The following is a 15,958-nucleotide window of genomic DNA, read 5'->3' as shown; positions in this document are numbered from 1 at the left end:
GCCGAACCACCGCTTGAAAGTCATGGGCCGGGAACAGAATGGTATAAAGAACTGAAATAATCAAAGAAATAATCACATTCCTTATCCCGGCATTCCGCTTTCCGGTGGTCCTCTCCATCGATCCTCGATCCAGTTTACAATGTCTGTCGTTACCCACAAAGTCTATATGCTGTTATTCTGCCGCGATGGGTCAAAATACGATTGGGCAGGATACCAAGAATCGCATATACAACCCATGTCCACGCTGCGGGCAACGAAGGGGTGTGCTTCCCCTCCTCCCCCTCCAGCCTACGCCTGCACGCCGCGCCGTCACGGCCTGCGCCTCCCCTGCCCGGCGAATTGTCGGCAAACTGTCGCCGAACGGCCCTACCACTCCCTGCAAGAGACGCGTAGTATTGTAAATAGGCTGGGTCGACCCCAGCTCGACGCGTGTATGGCCCAACCACAACGAATGTGCCGGTGACCGGCTGGGATGTCGTCGCGTCCCGGCAGGAGCAACCGGCAGACGGGAAGAGGGGATGGCCTTGGCGTTTGTGACGAATCGACAATCCTTCGGCCAAGACGGCCGTTCCTACCGCGGCATCTCCGGGCGCTCGGGGATCTCCGGGCACTCACGCATCTCCGGACGCTCAGGGATCTTCGGACGCTCGGCGATCTCCGGGCGCTACGGCACCAGTCCCAGCCCTGGCCGCCAAGTTGGCCGCACGGGCCGCGCTTCCAGCCGTCCGTCGGGCGGCAGGACTCCGCGTGGCAGGACCCCGGGCGGGCGGCCACCAGGCGGCCGCCCGCCGGGGGGCGCCGGACGCGTTATCGCGCGCCTCTTCGCGTGGCTCGTCGCCGCCGTCGTCGCCTTCACCGTCGGCTTCTTCGCCTTGGTGGAGCTGTATCCGTTTGACGCCAGCAAGCTGACCGAACACCACGAGCCGACGGTCGTGTACGACAAAAACGGCCAGCAGTACATGACCATCGCCGGCCAGGGCGCATACGACGTCACGTACAACCAACTGCCGAAAGACCTGGTCAACGCCGTCGTGGCGACGGAGGACCACAACTTCTGGGATTCGTCGAGCATCGACTTCAAGGGTATCCTGCGCGCCGCGTTCATCGATCTCTGGACGCAGAGCTATGCCCAGGGCGCCAGCACCATCCAGGAGCAGCTGGCGAAGATCGTGTACCTGAACGACAAGAAGACGCTGTCGCGCAAGTTCAGCCAGATCGTGCTCGGGGTGCAGATCAACCGCCACTTCACCAAGCAGGAGATCCTGGCGATGTACCTCAACCGCGCCTTCTTCGGCGAAAACGCCGTCGGCGTAGGACAGGCCGCGTACCGCTACTTCGGCGTCGATCTGCGCCAGCAGCAACATCTCAGCCTCAGCCAAGCGGCTCTGTTGGCTGGCCTGCTGCAGGCGCCGAGCGCGTACGATCCGATTCAGCATCCGGACGCCGCCATCAAGCGGCGCAACCAGGTTCTCGACAACATGGTCAAGTACGGGTACATCACCGAGGCCCAGGCCAAGGCCGCCAAGGCCCAGTCCATCCGGGACATGGGCGTGGCCTTTCACAACGTGCCGGACGACGCGTGGGACAACCACCCGCTCTTTACCAATTTTCTGTTCCACTATGCGGAACAGGCCGGCATTCCGCAGGAGGAGCTGCTGCAGGGCGGCCTGAAGGTGTACACCACCGTCGATCCGCGGGTGCAGAAGGCCATCGACACGGTCTTCTGGAGCACCAACTACAACGGCGACTTCCCAGGGCCGACCAGCGGCACCGTGGCGCAGGGCGCCGCCATCTTCATCGATCCGAAGACCGGAGGGGTGCTCGGGGCAGCGGGATCGAGGAAGCAAGGATTCGTGCCGCTCGGGATGGACCGGGCCCTGCAGGCGTACCGGTCGCCCGGGTCGTCCATCAAGCCACTGGTGGTGTACGGGCCGGCGATTGAGAGCGGCAAGTTCGGCCCGGACAGCGTGCTCAACAACCAGCCGCACGACTTCGGCGGGGGGTACGCGCCGCGCAACGACGATCCGAACGCCCCCGCCCAGGTCACGCTGCGCTACGCGCTGGCGACGTCGCAGAACGTGGCCGCGGTGTGGACGCTGCAGCAGATCGGCATTCAGACCGGCGCAGACTTCGCGGCGAACGCGGGGATTCCCATCACCTCGGCGGACCGGCAGCACCTGAACATCGCCCTCGGCGGCCTGGAGAAGGGCGTGTCGCCGTTCATCATGGCGCAGGCGTACAGCGCCTTCGCCAACCAGGGCATCGAGCCGCAGGCGCACCTGATCGACAAGGTGGTCAACGCTGCAGGGGACACCCTATACACCTTCCAGCCGGCGGCCAAGCGGGTGATGTCGGCGCATACGGCGGCAGTGATGACGGACCTGTTGCAGAGCGTGGTCCAGTACGGCACGGGCACCGCCGCACAGGTGCCCGGATGGGGAGTGGCTGGCAAAACCGGCACCGTGCAGTACGACGCCAGTTTGACAGGGACGCACGCCAACTGGATCAACGCCGGTTGGTTTGACGGCTACACGCCGACGATGGTGGGCTCCATCTACCTCGGCTACGACGTGCCGAGCCCGGAGCATCACCTGACCGATATTCCGCACACGCCGTCGTACAACGCGGCCAAGATCTTCGGCGACATCGTGCAGCTCGCCACACAGGGGATGACGCCGCAGCAGTTCGGGCAGACACCGGACACCCAGGCGCAGAGCACTCAGGCTGTGTATGGCCTGAACGCGACCTGGGACCCGGTCGCCCAGGCCGTGCAACTCACGTGGAAGACCGACCTGTCCGGCCGCGTGCTGTTCCAGATCAGCCGCCTGGACAACGGCCCTGCGGTCCCGAGCGGCGACGCGGGGCCCGGCAACGGCAGGGGGAACGGCAAAGGCCACGGCGACCGAGGGAATGGCGCGGGGGCCGGGGGATCGAACGCGGCTGGTACCGCGGCCACGTCCGGCAGCCCGGACGTCATCGGTCAGACGACGCAGCCCTTCTACGAGGACGCGGCCGTCCAGCCCGGCGAGTCGTACACCTACACCGTGCAGGCGCTGGACCTGATGACGCAGCAGCCGGTGGGATCGCCGGTGTCGATCACGGTGACCCTCGACACCTCCGCCGGTGCGGGACCCGGGGCGGCGGGCGGGTCGCCTGGCGACGGCGGGAACACCGGCGGGGATACGGGCGGCCTGGGCAACGGGCCGGATACGGGCTCGGGCACTACGCCGCCCGGGCAGACCGGTGGCATGGTGCCGCCCGCCGAGGGTGGCACTTCCGGGTCGCCCGGGTCAGGCTCCGGTTCGGGAACGCCGGGCTCCGGCGGTACGGCCGGATCGGGTGCCGGGGCTGGGAACGGCGGATCGACCGGGACAGGAGATTCTGGCACGGGACCGAGCGGCGGAATGGTCGGCGGTACGGGGAACGGTACCGAGTGATACTGGATCGGGACCGAACGGACATGGCACGGGCGCCGAGGGGTACTTCGGCGCCCGTTGCCGTCGTGTCGGAGATCAGGGTTGGAGTTCGTGGATGAGGCGCCACGTCTTGTGGATCTGCTGGCGGCGCCGGTCATCGGCCGCCAGATAGGCTTCCATGAAGGCGCGCGCCTGCGGGTTCAATCGCAAAAACAGGATCAGGCGCGCCTCGAAACGATCGAGCGGGATCGCTGGATACGCCGCGCCTGGCTGTTCGGCGGGGCCTTCCTGCGAAGGCGAGTTGCGACCCGGCTCGGCAGCCACTGGCGCGGCTGGCGCCGGCACCTCCGCCGCCTCCTCAAAGCCAGCCGGGCCGGACTTGAGCTGGTCCGGCGGCACGCCGAGGGCAGCGGCCAGCTTGTCCAATTGCTCCGGATCCGGGGTTCGCCGGCCGGTTTCGTACATGGCGATAGTGCTCGCGCTTACGCCTGCGGCGGACGCCAGTTGCGCCTGGGTCAGGCCGCGCGCCCGGCGCAGCTGCGCGATGCGCGATCCTGTGGACATACCATCCCTCCTCAGGGAGCGGCCGGCTGCTCGTCTTCCTCCGTGTTGACCATGTGCATGGCCGTGCGCGTCAGGCGCTCCATCATCACATCGTACAGCGGGCCTTGAATGCCGACTTCCTGCAGCGATTCACCCATGCGGCGCAGCCAGGCGCGGGCGTGCCGTCGGGTGATGGGCGCCTTGAGATGGCGTGCGCGCAACATCGGGGCGCCGTACACTTGCGAAAAGAGAGGGGGTCCGCCGAAAAATTGGGTCAGAAACAGATACTGCTTGTGGCGGACCTCCGATAAGTCCTCGGGGAACAGGGGGGCCAGGTCCTCGTCCTGCGGGATCTTGCTGTAAAACACCTCGACCAGCCGGCGGATGGTCTCATCCCCGCCCGCCCAGTCGTACAGCGTTCGAACGTCAGCCATACCAAATCCTCCTCAACCCCTCATTATACCGGGTTTTCAGACGGACATCCGCAAGCGGATGCCGGCGGTTTGGTATACTGAAGTCCGAATGAAACGGGAGGTGGGGCGATGAATCCGTACGACACGGCGAACGCGCTGTTGAAGGACATCCGGTCCACGCCGGAGTTTCAGCGTTTGAAAGAGGTGCACGATCGGATCGCCGCCGATGAGGCCACCCTGCGCATGCTCCAGGATTTTCGCGCTCGTGAATGGGAGATGCAGGCTCAGGTGATGGAGGGGAAGACGCCGTCGGAAGAGGAACGCCGCCGGTTCGAGCAGTTGAGCCAGGTGGTGTCGCTCAACCAGGACATCGCCGAGTACCTGGCATTGGAACGTCACGTGATGGCGGTGCTGATGGACATTTATCAGCTGTTGGGCAAAGGCCTTGAAGACGGCCTGTTTCCGCACCCGATGATGAAAGACAACAGGGGTTAGCCAGCGGCCAACCCCTGTGGCAACAGGCCGGCGAATCGCGAAGCGCGCCGGCGTGGCCCGTCCAACACCTCTCAGTGCGCCCGATCCGCCATTTTGACCATGATGGAAGCCAACGCGTGCTGCTCGTCCTCGTTGCTGACGTCCCACATCTGTTTTAACAGGCGCTCCTGCGGGTTCTTCGGGTCGATCTTGTCCGCCAGGAACGAACCCATCCGGCGCGCGACCTCGGTGATCCTTTCGTTGGACACGCCCATGGCCTGGGCCTTGTCCACTTGCTCGCCCAGGAACTCTTGCCACCGTTCCCAATTCTCCAAAACGCTCATGCGTTTCCCTCCTCACGAAAGTTGGCCTCCGGTGTCTAAGGTGCCGCAGCGGGCAGGGCGATATACATAGGTATGGCCAGCCATCGCCGGGCATAGCATGTACAGGAATGCGCAGGGGAGGGATAATCGTGAAGCGGAAAATGAAGGATGTCCCGCACGCGAAACACCGGGCGTTGGTGTACAGCGGCGCGTTGGTGGCGTTGGCCGTGTATGCCTTGCCGCGCCTGCCGGATCTGCGCCCGGGGCTCGGAGGCACCTTCACGGTGCTGTGGATCCTCATCACCGCGCTGGCGCTGTCGGCCAACTTGTACTTCTTGGTCGGCGCGGACAAGGAGCGCAGCCGCATGCTGGAGGAGATGGAGATTTTGCCGACTCCGGACGAACCTGCCCGCCAGGGTCTCCGCCGCAGCCTGAGCTGAGGCGGAGAGGCGGTCTTCACTTCGATCCGCCGCCATCGCGCCGCACAATGCCCCACGCGAAAAGGGCGCACAGCGCGATGGTGACAGCAGGATTGAGCGCACCGTTGAGGAACTCCACCGGTTGGCCTCCTTTCCACCATCCGCGCAGCGGATCTTCGCGGGATCGCGGCGTCAACCCTGCGGTATGACGCGGCGAGCCCCCCAGTAGTGGCTGGTGTAGTACGGGTTCGACCAGATGTTGTGGACGACGATCACGCCGATGCCGCCTTTTTGCACCTGGCTTCGGGGCACGGGCGTCCCCACCGTTGCCTGTTCGTGGGCGGAGCGGGGCAGGGAGATTCCGTTCTTGCTAAAGACATATTGCACGAATCCCGAGCAGTCAAAACCAACCTTCGGGTCGTTGCCGCCAAAGGTGTACGGCGTGAATCTGAGGATTGGCCTTCTCCAAGTCTGCGAGAGATACCCCGAGTTTCAACGAGATCTTGTACATCGTGTCGCCGCGTTGCACGGTGTACGTGCCGGCCGTCGACGCCAGTACCGGTCCAACAGATTTAGGAGATAGATAGAAAAAGTATAATACGCATCCATGTCGGCAGAAAACACACGCATTTTTACAGAGAAAGGGGGGGGAACGGGATGGTGTTGGCGAGCCGGTTTTTGCGCGTGACCCAGCCGCCCATGGAGGGCCCGGACGTGATGGCTGTGCAGCGCCGGTTGATCGCGCTTCGGTTGTATACAGGCCCGTTCGACGGGGTGTACACCCAGACCACGGCGCAGGCGGTGATGACCTTCCAGAAGAACAGCGGTTTGGTCGCGAACAGCATCGTGGGGCCTGCGACCTGGACGGCACTCTGGTTCGAGAACGTGCCGTGGGGCGGGGGACGGTGGCACATCACCATCGACACCATCTGCAATCTGTTGGCGCTCTACGATCAAAACCGCCTGTCGGCCACGTATCCTGTCGCGACGGGAAAGCCGTCGACCCCGACGCCCTTGGGGGATTGGGTGATCATCGAGAAGACGCTGCGACCGGGCGGCCCCTTCGGGGCTGCCTGGATGCGGCTGTCGGTGCCCAACGGCGGGTACGGCATCCATGGAACGAACGACCCGGCGTCCATCGGCCGGTCCGTGACCCACGGTTGCGTGCGGATGCGCGATGAAGATGTGACCCGCTTGTACAACACCGTCCCCATCGGGACGCTGGTGACGGTGACGGGGCAGGTCTTCACGAGCCGGATCCTGCACCGCTACGTGCCACCCGGTCTGGACGTACAGCAATTGCAGCAGATGCTGCGTGCCCTCGGGTTTTACCGCGGCCCCATCGACGGAGTGTACGGTTGCCCCTGAAAGACGTGACCGCCGAGTATCGCCTGCTCCATTCGTCCACAGGCTCCACCCGTCATGGTATCATGGACGTGAGCCGGGTCACCGGGACTCGGCCCCGTTCGTACGACCCGATGGGAGGGAGACATGGATTCGCTTCGACAGGCGCTCTCGCGCCTTGAACCGTTCGAATGGCTGGGCCTGGCCGCGACGGGTGCCGCCCTGTGGATATTTTTCGCCTTCGGCCATCGCCTCGATGAGGCGGCCGGCATCCCGGGCTATCACTGGCGGGTCGTGGGGGTCGTGGCTGGCATCTACGGCCGGTTCATCCCCGTCGCCCTGTTGTTTGGATTGGTGGTTTTCGCCGTTGCAGCGTGGCGGATGCGGGATCGTCGCCCGGCGGGTTGGCACCGGTTCGGTTTCGCCGTCCGCGTGTTTCTTTCCTACTGCGCCTTGTTGCTGGTGTTTCGTGTGGTAAACTTTTACGTACCGGTGATCCACTCAGAACTGCGCGATCCGGTGATCCAGCGCATGGACGCCGCCCTCTTCGGACGGCAGGTCGCCGATTGGCTCGAGCCCCTGGTGCGGCCGTGGGTGACCCACCTGCTGACCGGGGCGTACGTCTCGTGGTTCTGGCTGTTGTTTTTCACAATCCTCTTGTTGGTGTGGCGCAGCCGGGAGGCGGCATCCGAGTATCTGCTGGCGTCGCTGTTGGCGTTTTACACCGGATACGCCTGCTATCTGTTGGTCCCGGTCATCGGACCGGGGTACACGCTGCATTTTTCGATCCCGGTGGGAGACATCGCTCCTGTGTTCACCCTCGACCGGTTTGCCATCCCCCGGGATTGTTTCCCGAGCCTGCACACGGCGTTGACCGTCGTCATGTTTATGTACGTGTGGCGCCACCGCAGGATCTGGTGCCTTTTGTACGCGCCGCTCGGGGGGGTGATTGTGTTCGCGACGCTGTACCTGCGTTTCCATTACGGGATGGACGACGTCGCAGGTGCGGCACTCGGGGTGGCGGTCTCGTACATCGCCCCCGCGCTGCAGACTCTCTGGGCGCGCCGGAGGCACACCGGTGCGCGGCCGGCCGGTGCGCCGGTATCCTGGATGCAAGTCAATGAGGCGAGGTGGAGACATGGCTGAAACACAGGCCAAGCGCTCGGTCTGGAAAGAATTGTGGGACTGGGTGTGGCCGATCGCACTCGGGGTGCTCATCGCCCTCGGCATCCGGCACTGGGTGGTGGATCTCAACCGTGTCCCCAGCTCGTCCATGCGTCCGACCATCATGGACCCGTGCCTGATCCTCACCAATCACTTGGCGACGGAGTTCGGGCAGCCCTACCGCGGTGAGGTGGTGGTGTTCCACTTCCCCGACGATCCGTCGAAGATCTTCGTCAAACGCATCATCGGCATGCCGGGCGACACCGTGACCATCCACGACGGACAGGTGTTCGTGAACAATCAACCGTTGAAGGAACCGTACCTGGACCAGCCGACGAGCGGCAATTGGGGACCGTACCACGTCCCGACTGGGGAATACTTCATGCTGGGCGACAACCGGAGCGTCTCGGAGGACAGCCGGTACTGGCAGAACACCTACGTGCCGAGGTCGTACATCATCGGGAAGGCCGAATTCGTGCTCTGGCCGCTCAGCGTGGCGCATCGCATTCAGTGACACCGGCCTGGAGGAACCGGCCATGGAGGGATCTTGGTGACCGCAGGGATTTCATTGAAAGAGAAGCGGCACATGAAGATCAAGGAGATCGTCAGTCAAAACGAGATCGAAACGCAGGAGGAGCTGGTGCAAGCCCTGGAGGAAGCGGGGTTCACCGTCACGCAGGCGACCATCTCGCGGGACATCAAGGAGCTGCAGCTCATCAAGGTGGTCGGGTCCAACGGGCGCTACAAGTACGCCATCCCCATCACCGCCAGCGTGGCTTCGCTGGACACCCTGCGACGCCGGCTGACGGAGGTGTTCGTCTCGCTCGCCCGTGCGGGAAACCTGCTCGTGCTCAAGGTCCTGCCAGGCAATGCCCACTCCGTCGCCAGCCTGATCGACGGCCTGGAGGTCGAGGGACTCCTCGGGACCATCGCGGGGGACGACACCTTGCTGCTCATCGCGGCGGACGAGCCGGCGGCGAAAGAGATTGAACGCCTGCTGGCGGGGACCTGAGGGTGCGACGGAGGGTGTGTTGCGAAGCGGCTCGCTTTAGCGCAGGAGCGAAGCAACACACCCTCCGTCGTCGTGTGGGCACAAAAAAGCCGCCAGCCCCTCCCCTACGGGAGAAGGCCGGCGATGACTCACTGACTGCCCCGTTGCGTCGAAGTGTGGGCGTGTCGCGGAACGACTCGCTTCAGCGCAGGAGTGGAGCGACACGCCCACACGCCGCCTCACCACGTCCGGATGTCACCGTCGTCCAGGCAGCCGGGGCGAATGAGCCCTTTGAAGAAGTTGGTGCTGACGGGCAGCGTGATCATGTGCGCCAACCAGTGGGATTTCTCCGCCTCCGGGATGCGGTGAACCAGTGACTCCACCGGGATGTGCAGGATGCTGTCTCCCTCGCCGCTGATGCCGAAATCCACGCTCCATCCGCCGGGCTTGCTGATGCGCCCGGAGGTGTTCGTCCGGATGATGCGGTATCCGCCGGCCTCGCGGTACTTGTTCAAGACCGCGGCGTCGAAGAAGACCTGGGCTTTCTCCGGTTTCTCCCCGGATGCGACCTGCGCGTACAGCTGCGCGGCGATGGGGAGGTCCGAGACGCGTGCGTGATTTGCCATGCCGCTCACTTCTCGATGGGCGTGCCGACCATGCTGCCCCACTCGGTCCAGGACCCATCGTAGTTGCGCACCTTCGGGTACCCGAGCAGCTCACGCAGGACGAACCAGGTGTGCGCCGACCGTTCGCCGATGCGGCAGTAGGTGATGACATCCTTGTCCGGCGTGACGCCCTTGCTCTGGTAGAGCGCGCGCAGCTCTTCCGGCGACTTGAAGGTACCGTCCTCGTTGACCGCCTGCGCCCACGGGATGTTGACGGCGCCAGGGATGTGGCCGCCGCGCTGGGCCGTCTCTGTCATGCCGGGCGGGGCGATGACCTCGCCCGTGTACTCCTGCGGACTGCGCACATCGACCAGCGCGTAGCCGCTCTGGCCGATGGTCGCGGCCACGTCCGGCTGTTTCGCGCGGATGGTGAAGTCGGGCTCTTTGGCTTGGTAGGTGACGGGCTGCACCTGGGGGACATCCTTGACGAGCGGCCGGCCCTCCAGCTCCCACTTCTTGCGGCCGCCGTTCATCAGTTTGACGTGTTCGTGGCCGAAGATCTTCAATTGCCAGTAAGCGTAGGCGGCAAACCAGTTGTTATTGTCCCCGTACAGCACGATGAGCGTGTCGCGCGTGATACCCGACTGGCCGAGCAACGTCTCCAGTTGGTCGCGGCTGAGGATGTCACGTCGAACTGGATCATTCAATTGCGTCGTCCAGTTCCACGCGATGGCGCCTTCGATATGGCCGGAGTCGTAGGCACTGGTATCCACGTCGACCTCGACCAGGCGGACACTCGGGTCGTCCTTGTGGGCCGCGACCCAGTCGGTGGAGACGAGTGCGTCCTGGAAGGTGTTGGACAAGAGAATCCCCTCCTCGCATTCCGCAGATGCCCATGAGAATGATCTATTTTCCGGGTGGACTTACAGGTATAATCTACAATGAATCAAGACGGTTGGCAAGGGGGAATCTTCGGACTTCTCTTGGCAATTGATCCGGCCACCGGCACATGGGAGCCGTCCGGGTCCGCCGGGACCCTGGTGTGATTCGCCGAGGCAAGAAGTGGTATGATAGCCCCGTCACCGTCATTGAATGGGAGCGTGTTTCCATGGAACAAAAACTGTACGATTCCGTGCTCGATCTCGTGGGCAATACCCCCGTCGTCCGGCTCAACCGGATCCCGGATCCGAACGGCGCCCAGGTATTCGCCAAATTGGAGTCGTTCAACCCGGGCGGGAGTGTAAAAGATCGGGCCGCGCTCAACATGATCCTGCGCGCCGAGCAGGAGGGCAAGATCACCCCGGGCAAGACGACCATTGTCGAGCCGACCTCTGGCAACACCGGCATTGGCCTGGCGATGGTGTGCGCCGCCAAAGGCTATCCGTGTATCATCACGATGCCCGACAACGCCACCGAGGAGCGGGTGAAACTGCTCAAGGCCTACGGGGCGAAGGTGGTGCTGACGCCCGCGTCAAAGCGGATGACGGGCGCCATCGAGGAGGCCAACCGGCTGGCGGCCGAGATCCCGGACAGTTTCATCCCGATGCAGTTCGAGAACCCGGCCAACCCGGATGCGCACCGGAACACCACCGCCATCGAGATCCTCGAAGCGTTTGACGGGAAACTGGACGTGTTCGTGTTGACCGCGGGCACCGGCGGGACCGTCACGGGCACCGGCGAGGTATTGAAGGAGAAGATCCCCGGGCTCAAGATCTACGTGGTGGAGCCGGCGGGATCGCCCGTGTTGTCCGGGGGCCAGCCGGGACCGCACAAGATCCCCGGGACGGGCCCGGGATTTATCCCAGCCATCTTGAACCGGGAGATCTACGACGAGGTCCTGTTGATTGAGGACGACGACGCCCAGTGGATGGCGCGCCGCCTGGCGGCGGAAGAGGGCATCCTGGTCGGCGCGTCAGCGGCCGCGGCGGCTTTCCACGCCGTGCGCATCGCGGCTGGGCTCCCGCGCGACAAGCGGGTGCTGTGGCTGGCGCCGGATACCGGCGAGCGGTACCTGTCCTCCGACCTGTTCCCGAGTGCGTGACCCCTTCTCCGCTTCCCGGATGCGGGATTGGCGCGAGAAACGGCCGCGTGGGGACCGGGGTATCGGTCTGCGCCGCGGGCCTGGGACGACATGGGTTGCGGCGGCATTAGGAAGAAAATTACTTTATAAAGTACAGTATAATCAATCTAAACTTAAGGAAAGATAGGCCCTAGGTCCCATGCGAATGGCCGGCGTCCTGGTTATACTTTCTTTCGTAGCACTGTACCTAACCCCTGTATTGCGTGTCTTTCGCACACCTACCGTTTGGTAGGTGATTTTTTTTCTGCGGGTAGGGCGGGGCCCTCCGCTTCTGCTGCGCAAGCCGCTCCGCGCCGCGCCCCACCCTTGCCGAAGGGGATGGCGTCTGCTGAGGCGGCGAAGGCGACTCCATTTGTGTTGCGTGGGCGTTTCACGAAGTGTCTTGCGTAGCACAAACGGAGTGAAACGCCCACGCCGCCTGCGAGGGAGTGGGGCACAGCGCGAAGCGGTGATGAACCGCCCACGCAACGGCTAAGGTGGGGTGCATCGCGCAGCGGCTTGCGAAGCAGAAGCGGAGCGATGCACCCCACCCGCACGTCATTGCAACCGTGCTGTGGGTGCGGTACATTTCGGCTGTGCACAGGTGTCAGGGACAGGAGGGGCAGACATGCGGATCACCGGATCGGGGCACGTGGTGCGGGCGTTGACCATCGCGGGATCGGACTCCGGCGGGGGGCCGGAATCCAGGCGGACCTGAAGACCTTCGCCGCGTATGAGGTGTACGGGGCGTCCGTCATCACCGGGCTCACGGCGCAGAACACGCTTGGGGTGCAGGGGGTGCAGTACGTCGATCCCGCGTTCGTCCAAAAGCAGCTGGACAGCGTCCTCGGCGACATCGGGGCGGACGCCGTCAAGACGGGAATGCTCGGCAGCGCCGAGATCATCGCTGCTGTCGCGGGCCGTCTGTCATTGGCCGGCGTGGATCGGTTGGTGGTCGATCCGGTGATGATCGCCAAAGGGGGCGAGGCGCTCATCGACGGGGACGCGGTGGCCATCCTCCGGCAGCGGCTCTTGCCGCTGGCGCGCGTGGTGACGCCGAATATCCCCGAAGCGGAGGTGTTGGCCGGGTTCGCCGTGGATTCGTGGGCGGCGTGTCACCGGGCGGCGGAGGCCTTGCACCGGCTGGGGCCGAAGGTGGTCGTCATCAAAGGCGGCCACAGCCAGGCCGGTTGGCTCAAGGACGCGCCGTGGGACAGCCTGGAGACCCAGGGGCACGCGGTGGACATCGTATACGACGGGGAACGATTCACGTACCTGGCGACTCCGCGGGTACCCAGCCGCAAGACGCACGGCACGGGCTGCACGTTCAGCTCGGCCACGGCGGCGGGCCTGGCGCTGGGGTGGACCGACGCCGAGGCCATCGCCTCGGCGAAAGCGTTTATCTACGCGGCCATTGCGTCGGCCGCCGATTGGGATGTGGGCTCCGGGCACGGGCCCACCGATCACTCCGTACGGCCTGCCCCGGCTGCGGGCATTCAAGCGGGCGGCGCCTATCGCCTGGTCGACGGGCAGTGGGAACGCCTGGAGGGAGGATGTTAGATGACGACGACCGTGGATGTGGCGGCGTGGCTGGACAAAGTACGGCAGGAGCGCCCCTTGGTGCACAACATCACCAACCTGGTGGTGACCAACGTGGCGGCCAACGGCCTGCTGGCCATCGGAGCGTCGCCGGTGATGGCATACGCCAAGCAGGAGGTGGCCGACATGGCGCGCATCGCCGGGGCGCTCGCTCTGAACATGGGCACCCTCGACGAGGATGTGGTGGAGGCGATGCGGATCGCCGGCCAAGCGGCCAATGCGGCCGGGGTGCCGGTGGTATTCGATCCCGTCGGCGTCGGCGCCACCCCTTACCGCAACCAGGTGGCCGAACGCCTCACCGACGAGCTGAAGCTCGCGATCCTGCGCGGCAACGCGGGGGAGATCGGGGTGCTCATCGGCGCGGGCGGCGAGGTAAAAGGGGTCGACAGCCAGGGGGCTGCGTCCGGATTACCGGAGGCCATGCGCAGGTACGCGAGCGAGCGCGGGTGCTGCGTGATTGCCACAGGGCCGACGGATTACGTCACGGACGGCAAGCGGGTGTGGGCCCTCTCCAACGGCCACCCGCTGATGGCCGCCATCACGGGATCCGGGTGCGTGGCCACGGCGATCCTCGGCGCCTTCGCGGCGGCGGCCGGCCGCGGGCAGGACGCGGCGGCGTACGCTGAGGCGGCGGTGGCGGCGCTGACGTGCTACAACGTCGCCGGTGAGCTGGCGGCCGACAAGGCGCAGGGGCCAGGCACCTTCCAGGCGGCTTTGTTCGATGCCCTGTACCACCTGGACGGCGCGTACGTGGGCGAGGTGGCGAAGATCGAGGTGCTCCCGGTATGACGGAGCGAGCCGGCATGATGGGCGCGGGCTGGCGGGACCCCGCCCGGCTCCGCCAGGCGTTGCAGCTCTACGTGGTGACGGATGAGCGCCCGGACGGGGAGGCGCTGTTGCCCATCGTGGAACGGGCCATCGCAGGCGGTGCGACGGCGGTGCAGCTGCGGCGCAAGCAGGAGCTGGGGCGCCGGTTCGTGGAACTGGGCCGGGCGCTGCGCGAGCTCACGCGCCAGGCGGGGGTGTTGTTTTTCATCAACGATCGCGTGGACGTCGCAGCCATCGTCGACGCCGACGGGGTGCACGTGGGCCAGGACGACATCTCCTGCCGGGACGCGCGGCGCTTGTTGGGGCCGGAGAAGGTCATCGGCGTATCGGCAGAGACGGTGGAAGAGGCTGTCGCCGCCGAGCGGGACGGGGCCGATTACCTGGGCGTGGGCGCGGTGTACCCGACCCAGTCGAAGCCGGATGCGGGATTCACCGGCCTGGATGGCCTCCGGGAGATCGTGCGCAGCGTCCGCATCCCGGTCGTGGCCATCGGGGGTATCGGCCTGGCCAACGCCGAGGAGCCGATGCGCCGTGGCGCCAGCGGGATCGCGGTGGTGTCGGCCGTGATGAGCGCCCCCGATCCGGAGGCGGCGGCGCGGGCGCTGCGATCCCGCGTGGACGCCTCGCTTCGCTGACGGGGGGCTTTCCAAAACAAAATCCCCGGTATACACCGGGGATTTGGCGCGTTTCCGAGTGGCTCCATAGGCCGGGGTCAGCTCCCGGACGAGGTGGATCCCACAGCGTTGATGGTGACGTTGCCGCTGGTGCCGTTGCCTGTGGCGCTCCCGCTCGCAGACGTGTTGCCGGCGGCCGTGTTGCCGCTCGCCGATGTGCTGCCACTCGCAGTCGTGTTGCCGGCGACCGCACCGCTGCCTTGCAAGGTCTTCCAGGCCGACTGGCGAACCTGTTGCGCCAACGCGGCGAGCTGCTGCGCCGCTTGCTGCATCGCCTGGGTCTTGGCTTGAATGCGTTGATCGGCGGCAGCGATGGCCGCGAGCGCCTTCTGCAGGTCTCCTTTGGCCTGGGCTTGGTCGCCCGTCTTGGTGTTCGCGTCTGCGTCGGATTGGGCTTTGAGCGCCTCGTTGAGGCTCGTCAGGATAGACGTCAGCTGGTTCATGCCCGTGTCCACGGCGCTTGTGTCGCCGGCTGCCACGGCCAGCTGCATCGCCTGGATGAACTGGCGCGCGGCCGCGACCAGCTGTTTATGGGCCGCCTGCTCGGCCTTTTGATCTTTGTGCAGTGCCGTCAGAGCCTGTTGCAAGGCTTGCACCGCTGCCCGGTGGGTGGCATCGGACGAATCGGTACCGGTCTGGTTGGACGTTCCTGTGCTGGAGTTGTTGCCCACGGTGTTGCCTGCGCTGCCCGTGCTGTTTCCGTGCGCGCCTGTGTTGGAGCCGCCCCAGAGCCCGCCCAACAGCGCGCCCAGGTGCAGTCCGTGATCCAGGTGATCCGGGGCCTTCTCGTCGTCGTCCTTCTCCTTGTTCGCATCCTTTCCGTGGGACGCGGATGTCTTTCCGTCCTTCGCCGACGAGCCGTCCTTTTTGTTTTGTTGGCCGTTGGACTCCTGGTGATCCTGATCGCCAGCCTGCGCCGAGGCAGGGGACAGGCGGCCGTCGAGAATGCTGTACAAGGTCACAATGCCGTCGATGGTCGTGTAGTGGCCAGCGCGCTCGTTGGCCATGGCGACGCTGGGCACCGCGAAGACAGTGGCGCTGGACAGGGCCATCAAGGCCGTCGCGGTCAGAGTCAACCGGGATTTCATGCTTGCATCCTCCCCCTT

The 15,958-nt window shown here is 65.1% G+C and carries 17 protein-coding genes and 1 pseudogene; 11 read left to right on the top strand and 7 right to left on the bottom strand.

Annotation, left to right across the window (positions count from 1 at the left end; translation table 11 throughout):
• Window positions 1–533 precede the first annotated feature (533 nt).
• Entirely contained in the window at window positions 534–3,437 is a 2,904-nt protein-coding gene (locus N687_RS22115) for a transglycosylase domain-containing protein (RefSeq protein WP_231493595.1), read from the top strand.
• A 75-nt stretch (window positions 3,438–3,512) separates the two neighbouring features.
• Here the strand turns inward: N687_RS22115 and N687_RS20905 are convergent, their stop codons facing one another.
• Both N687_RS20905 and N687_RS0108870 read right to left on the bottom strand, forming a co-directional pair.
• On the bottom strand, window positions 3,513–3,980 hold the full coding sequence (locus N687_RS20905) for a helix-turn-helix domain-containing protein (protein WP_035462118.1): 468 nt from the start codon (window positions 3,978–3,980) through the stop codon (window positions 3,513–3,515).
• 11 nt (window positions 3,981–3,991) lie between these two features.
• A complete protein-coding gene (locus N687_RS0108870) occupies window positions 3,992–4,393 on the bottom strand; it encodes a globin (RefSeq protein WP_029421518.1) in 402 nt (133 codons plus the stop codon).
• 108 nt (window positions 4,394–4,501) lie between these two features.
• On the opposite strand from N687_RS0108870, the gene N687_RS0108865 reads away from it, so the two are divergent.
• Window positions 4,502–4,867 carry a YlbF family regulator gene (locus N687_RS0108865; protein ID WP_029421517.1) on the top strand — a complete coding sequence of 122 codons (366 nt, stop codon included), beginning with the start codon at window positions 4,502–4,504 and terminating at the stop codon, window positions 4,865–4,867.
• Between the two features lie 71 nt (window positions 4,868–4,938).
• Here N687_RS0108865 and N687_RS0108860 read toward each other — a convergent pair whose 3' ends face one another.
• Window positions 4,939–5,190, bottom strand: coding sequence for a DUF3243 domain-containing protein (locus tag N687_RS0108860; protein ID WP_029421516.1), 252 nt, complete (start codon window positions 5,188–5,190; stop codon window positions 4,939–4,941).
• Between the two features lie 128 nt (window positions 5,191–5,318).
• Between N687_RS0108860 and N687_RS0108855 the strand changes: the two genes are divergently transcribed.
• Complete coding sequence (locus tag N687_RS0108855; protein WP_197029244.1) at window positions 5,319–5,609, top strand: hypothetical protein; 291 nt, start codon at window positions 5,319–5,321, stop codon at window positions 5,607–5,609.
• A gap of 171 nt (window positions 5,610–5,780) precedes the next feature.
• On the opposite strand, the gene N687_RS25115 is transcribed toward N687_RS0108855, so the two are convergent.
• Window positions 5,781–6,044, bottom strand: a complete 264-nt coding sequence (locus N687_RS25115) for a C40 family peptidase (RefSeq protein ID WP_081841266.1) — start codon at window positions 6,042–6,044, stop codon at window positions 5,781–5,783.
• A 201-nt stretch (window positions 6,045–6,245) separates the two neighbouring features.
• Between N687_RS25115 and N687_RS0108845 the strand changes: the two genes are divergently transcribed.
• The 4 genes from N687_RS0108845 to argR all read left to right on the top strand — a co-directional run bounded on the left by N687_RS0108845 (window position 6,246) and on the right by argR (window position 9,108).
• Window positions 6,246–6,956, top strand: a complete 711-nt coding sequence (locus N687_RS0108845; protein WP_051663087.1) for a L,D-transpeptidase family protein — start codon at window positions 6,246–6,248, stop codon at window positions 6,954–6,956.
• A 123-nt stretch (window positions 6,957–7,079) separates the two neighbouring features.
• Window positions 7,080–8,078: a phosphatase PAP2 family protein gene (locus tag N687_RS22110; RefSeq protein WP_029421513.1), complete on the top strand. Its 999-nt coding sequence runs from the start codon at window positions 7,080–7,082 to the stop codon at window positions 8,076–8,078.
• On the top strand, window positions 8,071–8,610 hold the full coding sequence (gene lepB, locus N687_RS0108835) for a signal peptidase I (protein ID WP_029421512.1): 540 nt from the start codon (window positions 8,071–8,073) through the stop codon (window positions 8,608–8,610). The genes N687_RS22110 and lepB overlap by 8 nt, the downstream gene beginning before the upstream one ends.
• 36 nt (window positions 8,611–8,646) lie before the next feature.
• Window positions 8,647–9,108, top strand: a complete 462-nt coding sequence (gene argR, locus N687_RS0108830) for an arginine repressor (protein ID WP_419670126.1) — start codon at window positions 8,647–8,649, stop codon at window positions 9,106–9,108.
• 218 nt (window positions 9,109–9,326) lie between these two features.
• Here argR and N687_RS0108825 read toward each other — a convergent pair whose 3' ends face one another.
• A complete protein-coding gene (locus tag N687_RS0108825) occupies window positions 9,327–9,713 on the bottom strand; it encodes a hypothetical protein (protein ID WP_029421510.1) in 387 nt (128 codons plus the stop codon).
• 5 nt (window positions 9,714–9,718) lie between these two features.
• Window positions 9,719–10,555, bottom strand: coding sequence for a sulfurtransferase (locus tag N687_RS0108820; RefSeq protein WP_029421509.1), 837 nt, complete (start codon window positions 10,553–10,555; stop codon window positions 9,719–9,721).
• Between the two features lie 245 nt (window positions 10,556–10,800).
• On the opposite strand from N687_RS0108820, the gene cysK reads away from it, so the two are divergent.
• The 4 genes and pseudogenes from cysK (at window position 10,801) to thiE (ending at window position 14,813) form a co-directional block, all read left to right on the top strand.
• Entirely contained in the window at window positions 10,801–11,733 is a 933-nt protein-coding gene (cysK, locus tag N687_RS0108815; protein WP_029421508.1) for a cysteine synthase A, read from the top strand.
• Window positions 11,734–12,379: 646 nt separating this feature from the next.
• A pseudogene (gene thiD / locus N687_RS20895) lies at window positions 12,380–13,311 on the top strand (bifunctional hydroxymethylpyrimidine kinase/phosphomethylpyrimidine kinase).
• Window positions 13,312–14,139 carry a hydroxyethylthiazole kinase gene (gene thiM, locus N687_RS0108805; RefSeq protein WP_029421507.1) on the top strand — a complete coding sequence of 276 codons (828 nt, stop codon included), beginning with the start codon at window positions 13,312–13,314 and terminating at the stop codon, window positions 14,137–14,139.
• Window positions 14,136–14,813 carry a thiamine phosphate synthase gene (gene thiE / locus N687_RS0108800; RefSeq protein ID WP_231493441.1) on the top strand — a complete coding sequence of 226 codons (678 nt, stop codon included), beginning with the start codon at window positions 14,136–14,138 and terminating at the stop codon, window positions 14,811–14,813. The genes thiM and thiE overlap by 4 nt, the downstream gene beginning before the upstream one ends.
• Before the next feature lie 77 nt (window positions 14,814–14,890).
• On the opposite strand, the gene N687_RS0108795 is transcribed toward thiE, so the two are convergent.
• Entirely contained in the window at window positions 14,891–15,940 is a 1,050-nt protein-coding gene (locus N687_RS0108795; protein ID WP_029421505.1) for a hypothetical protein, read from the bottom strand.
• Window positions 15,941–15,958 lie beyond the last annotated feature (18 nt).

It is taken from the genome of Alicyclobacillus macrosporangiidus CPP55, assembly GCF_000702485.1.
GTDB classification, from domain to species: Bacteria; Bacillota; Bacilli; order Alicyclobacillales; family Alicyclobacillaceae; genus Alicyclobacillus_H; species Alicyclobacillus_H macrosporangiidus_B.
The sequence above is the reverse complement of the archived record's forward strand: the minus strand, read 5'-3'. Positions and strand labels throughout refer to the sequence as shown.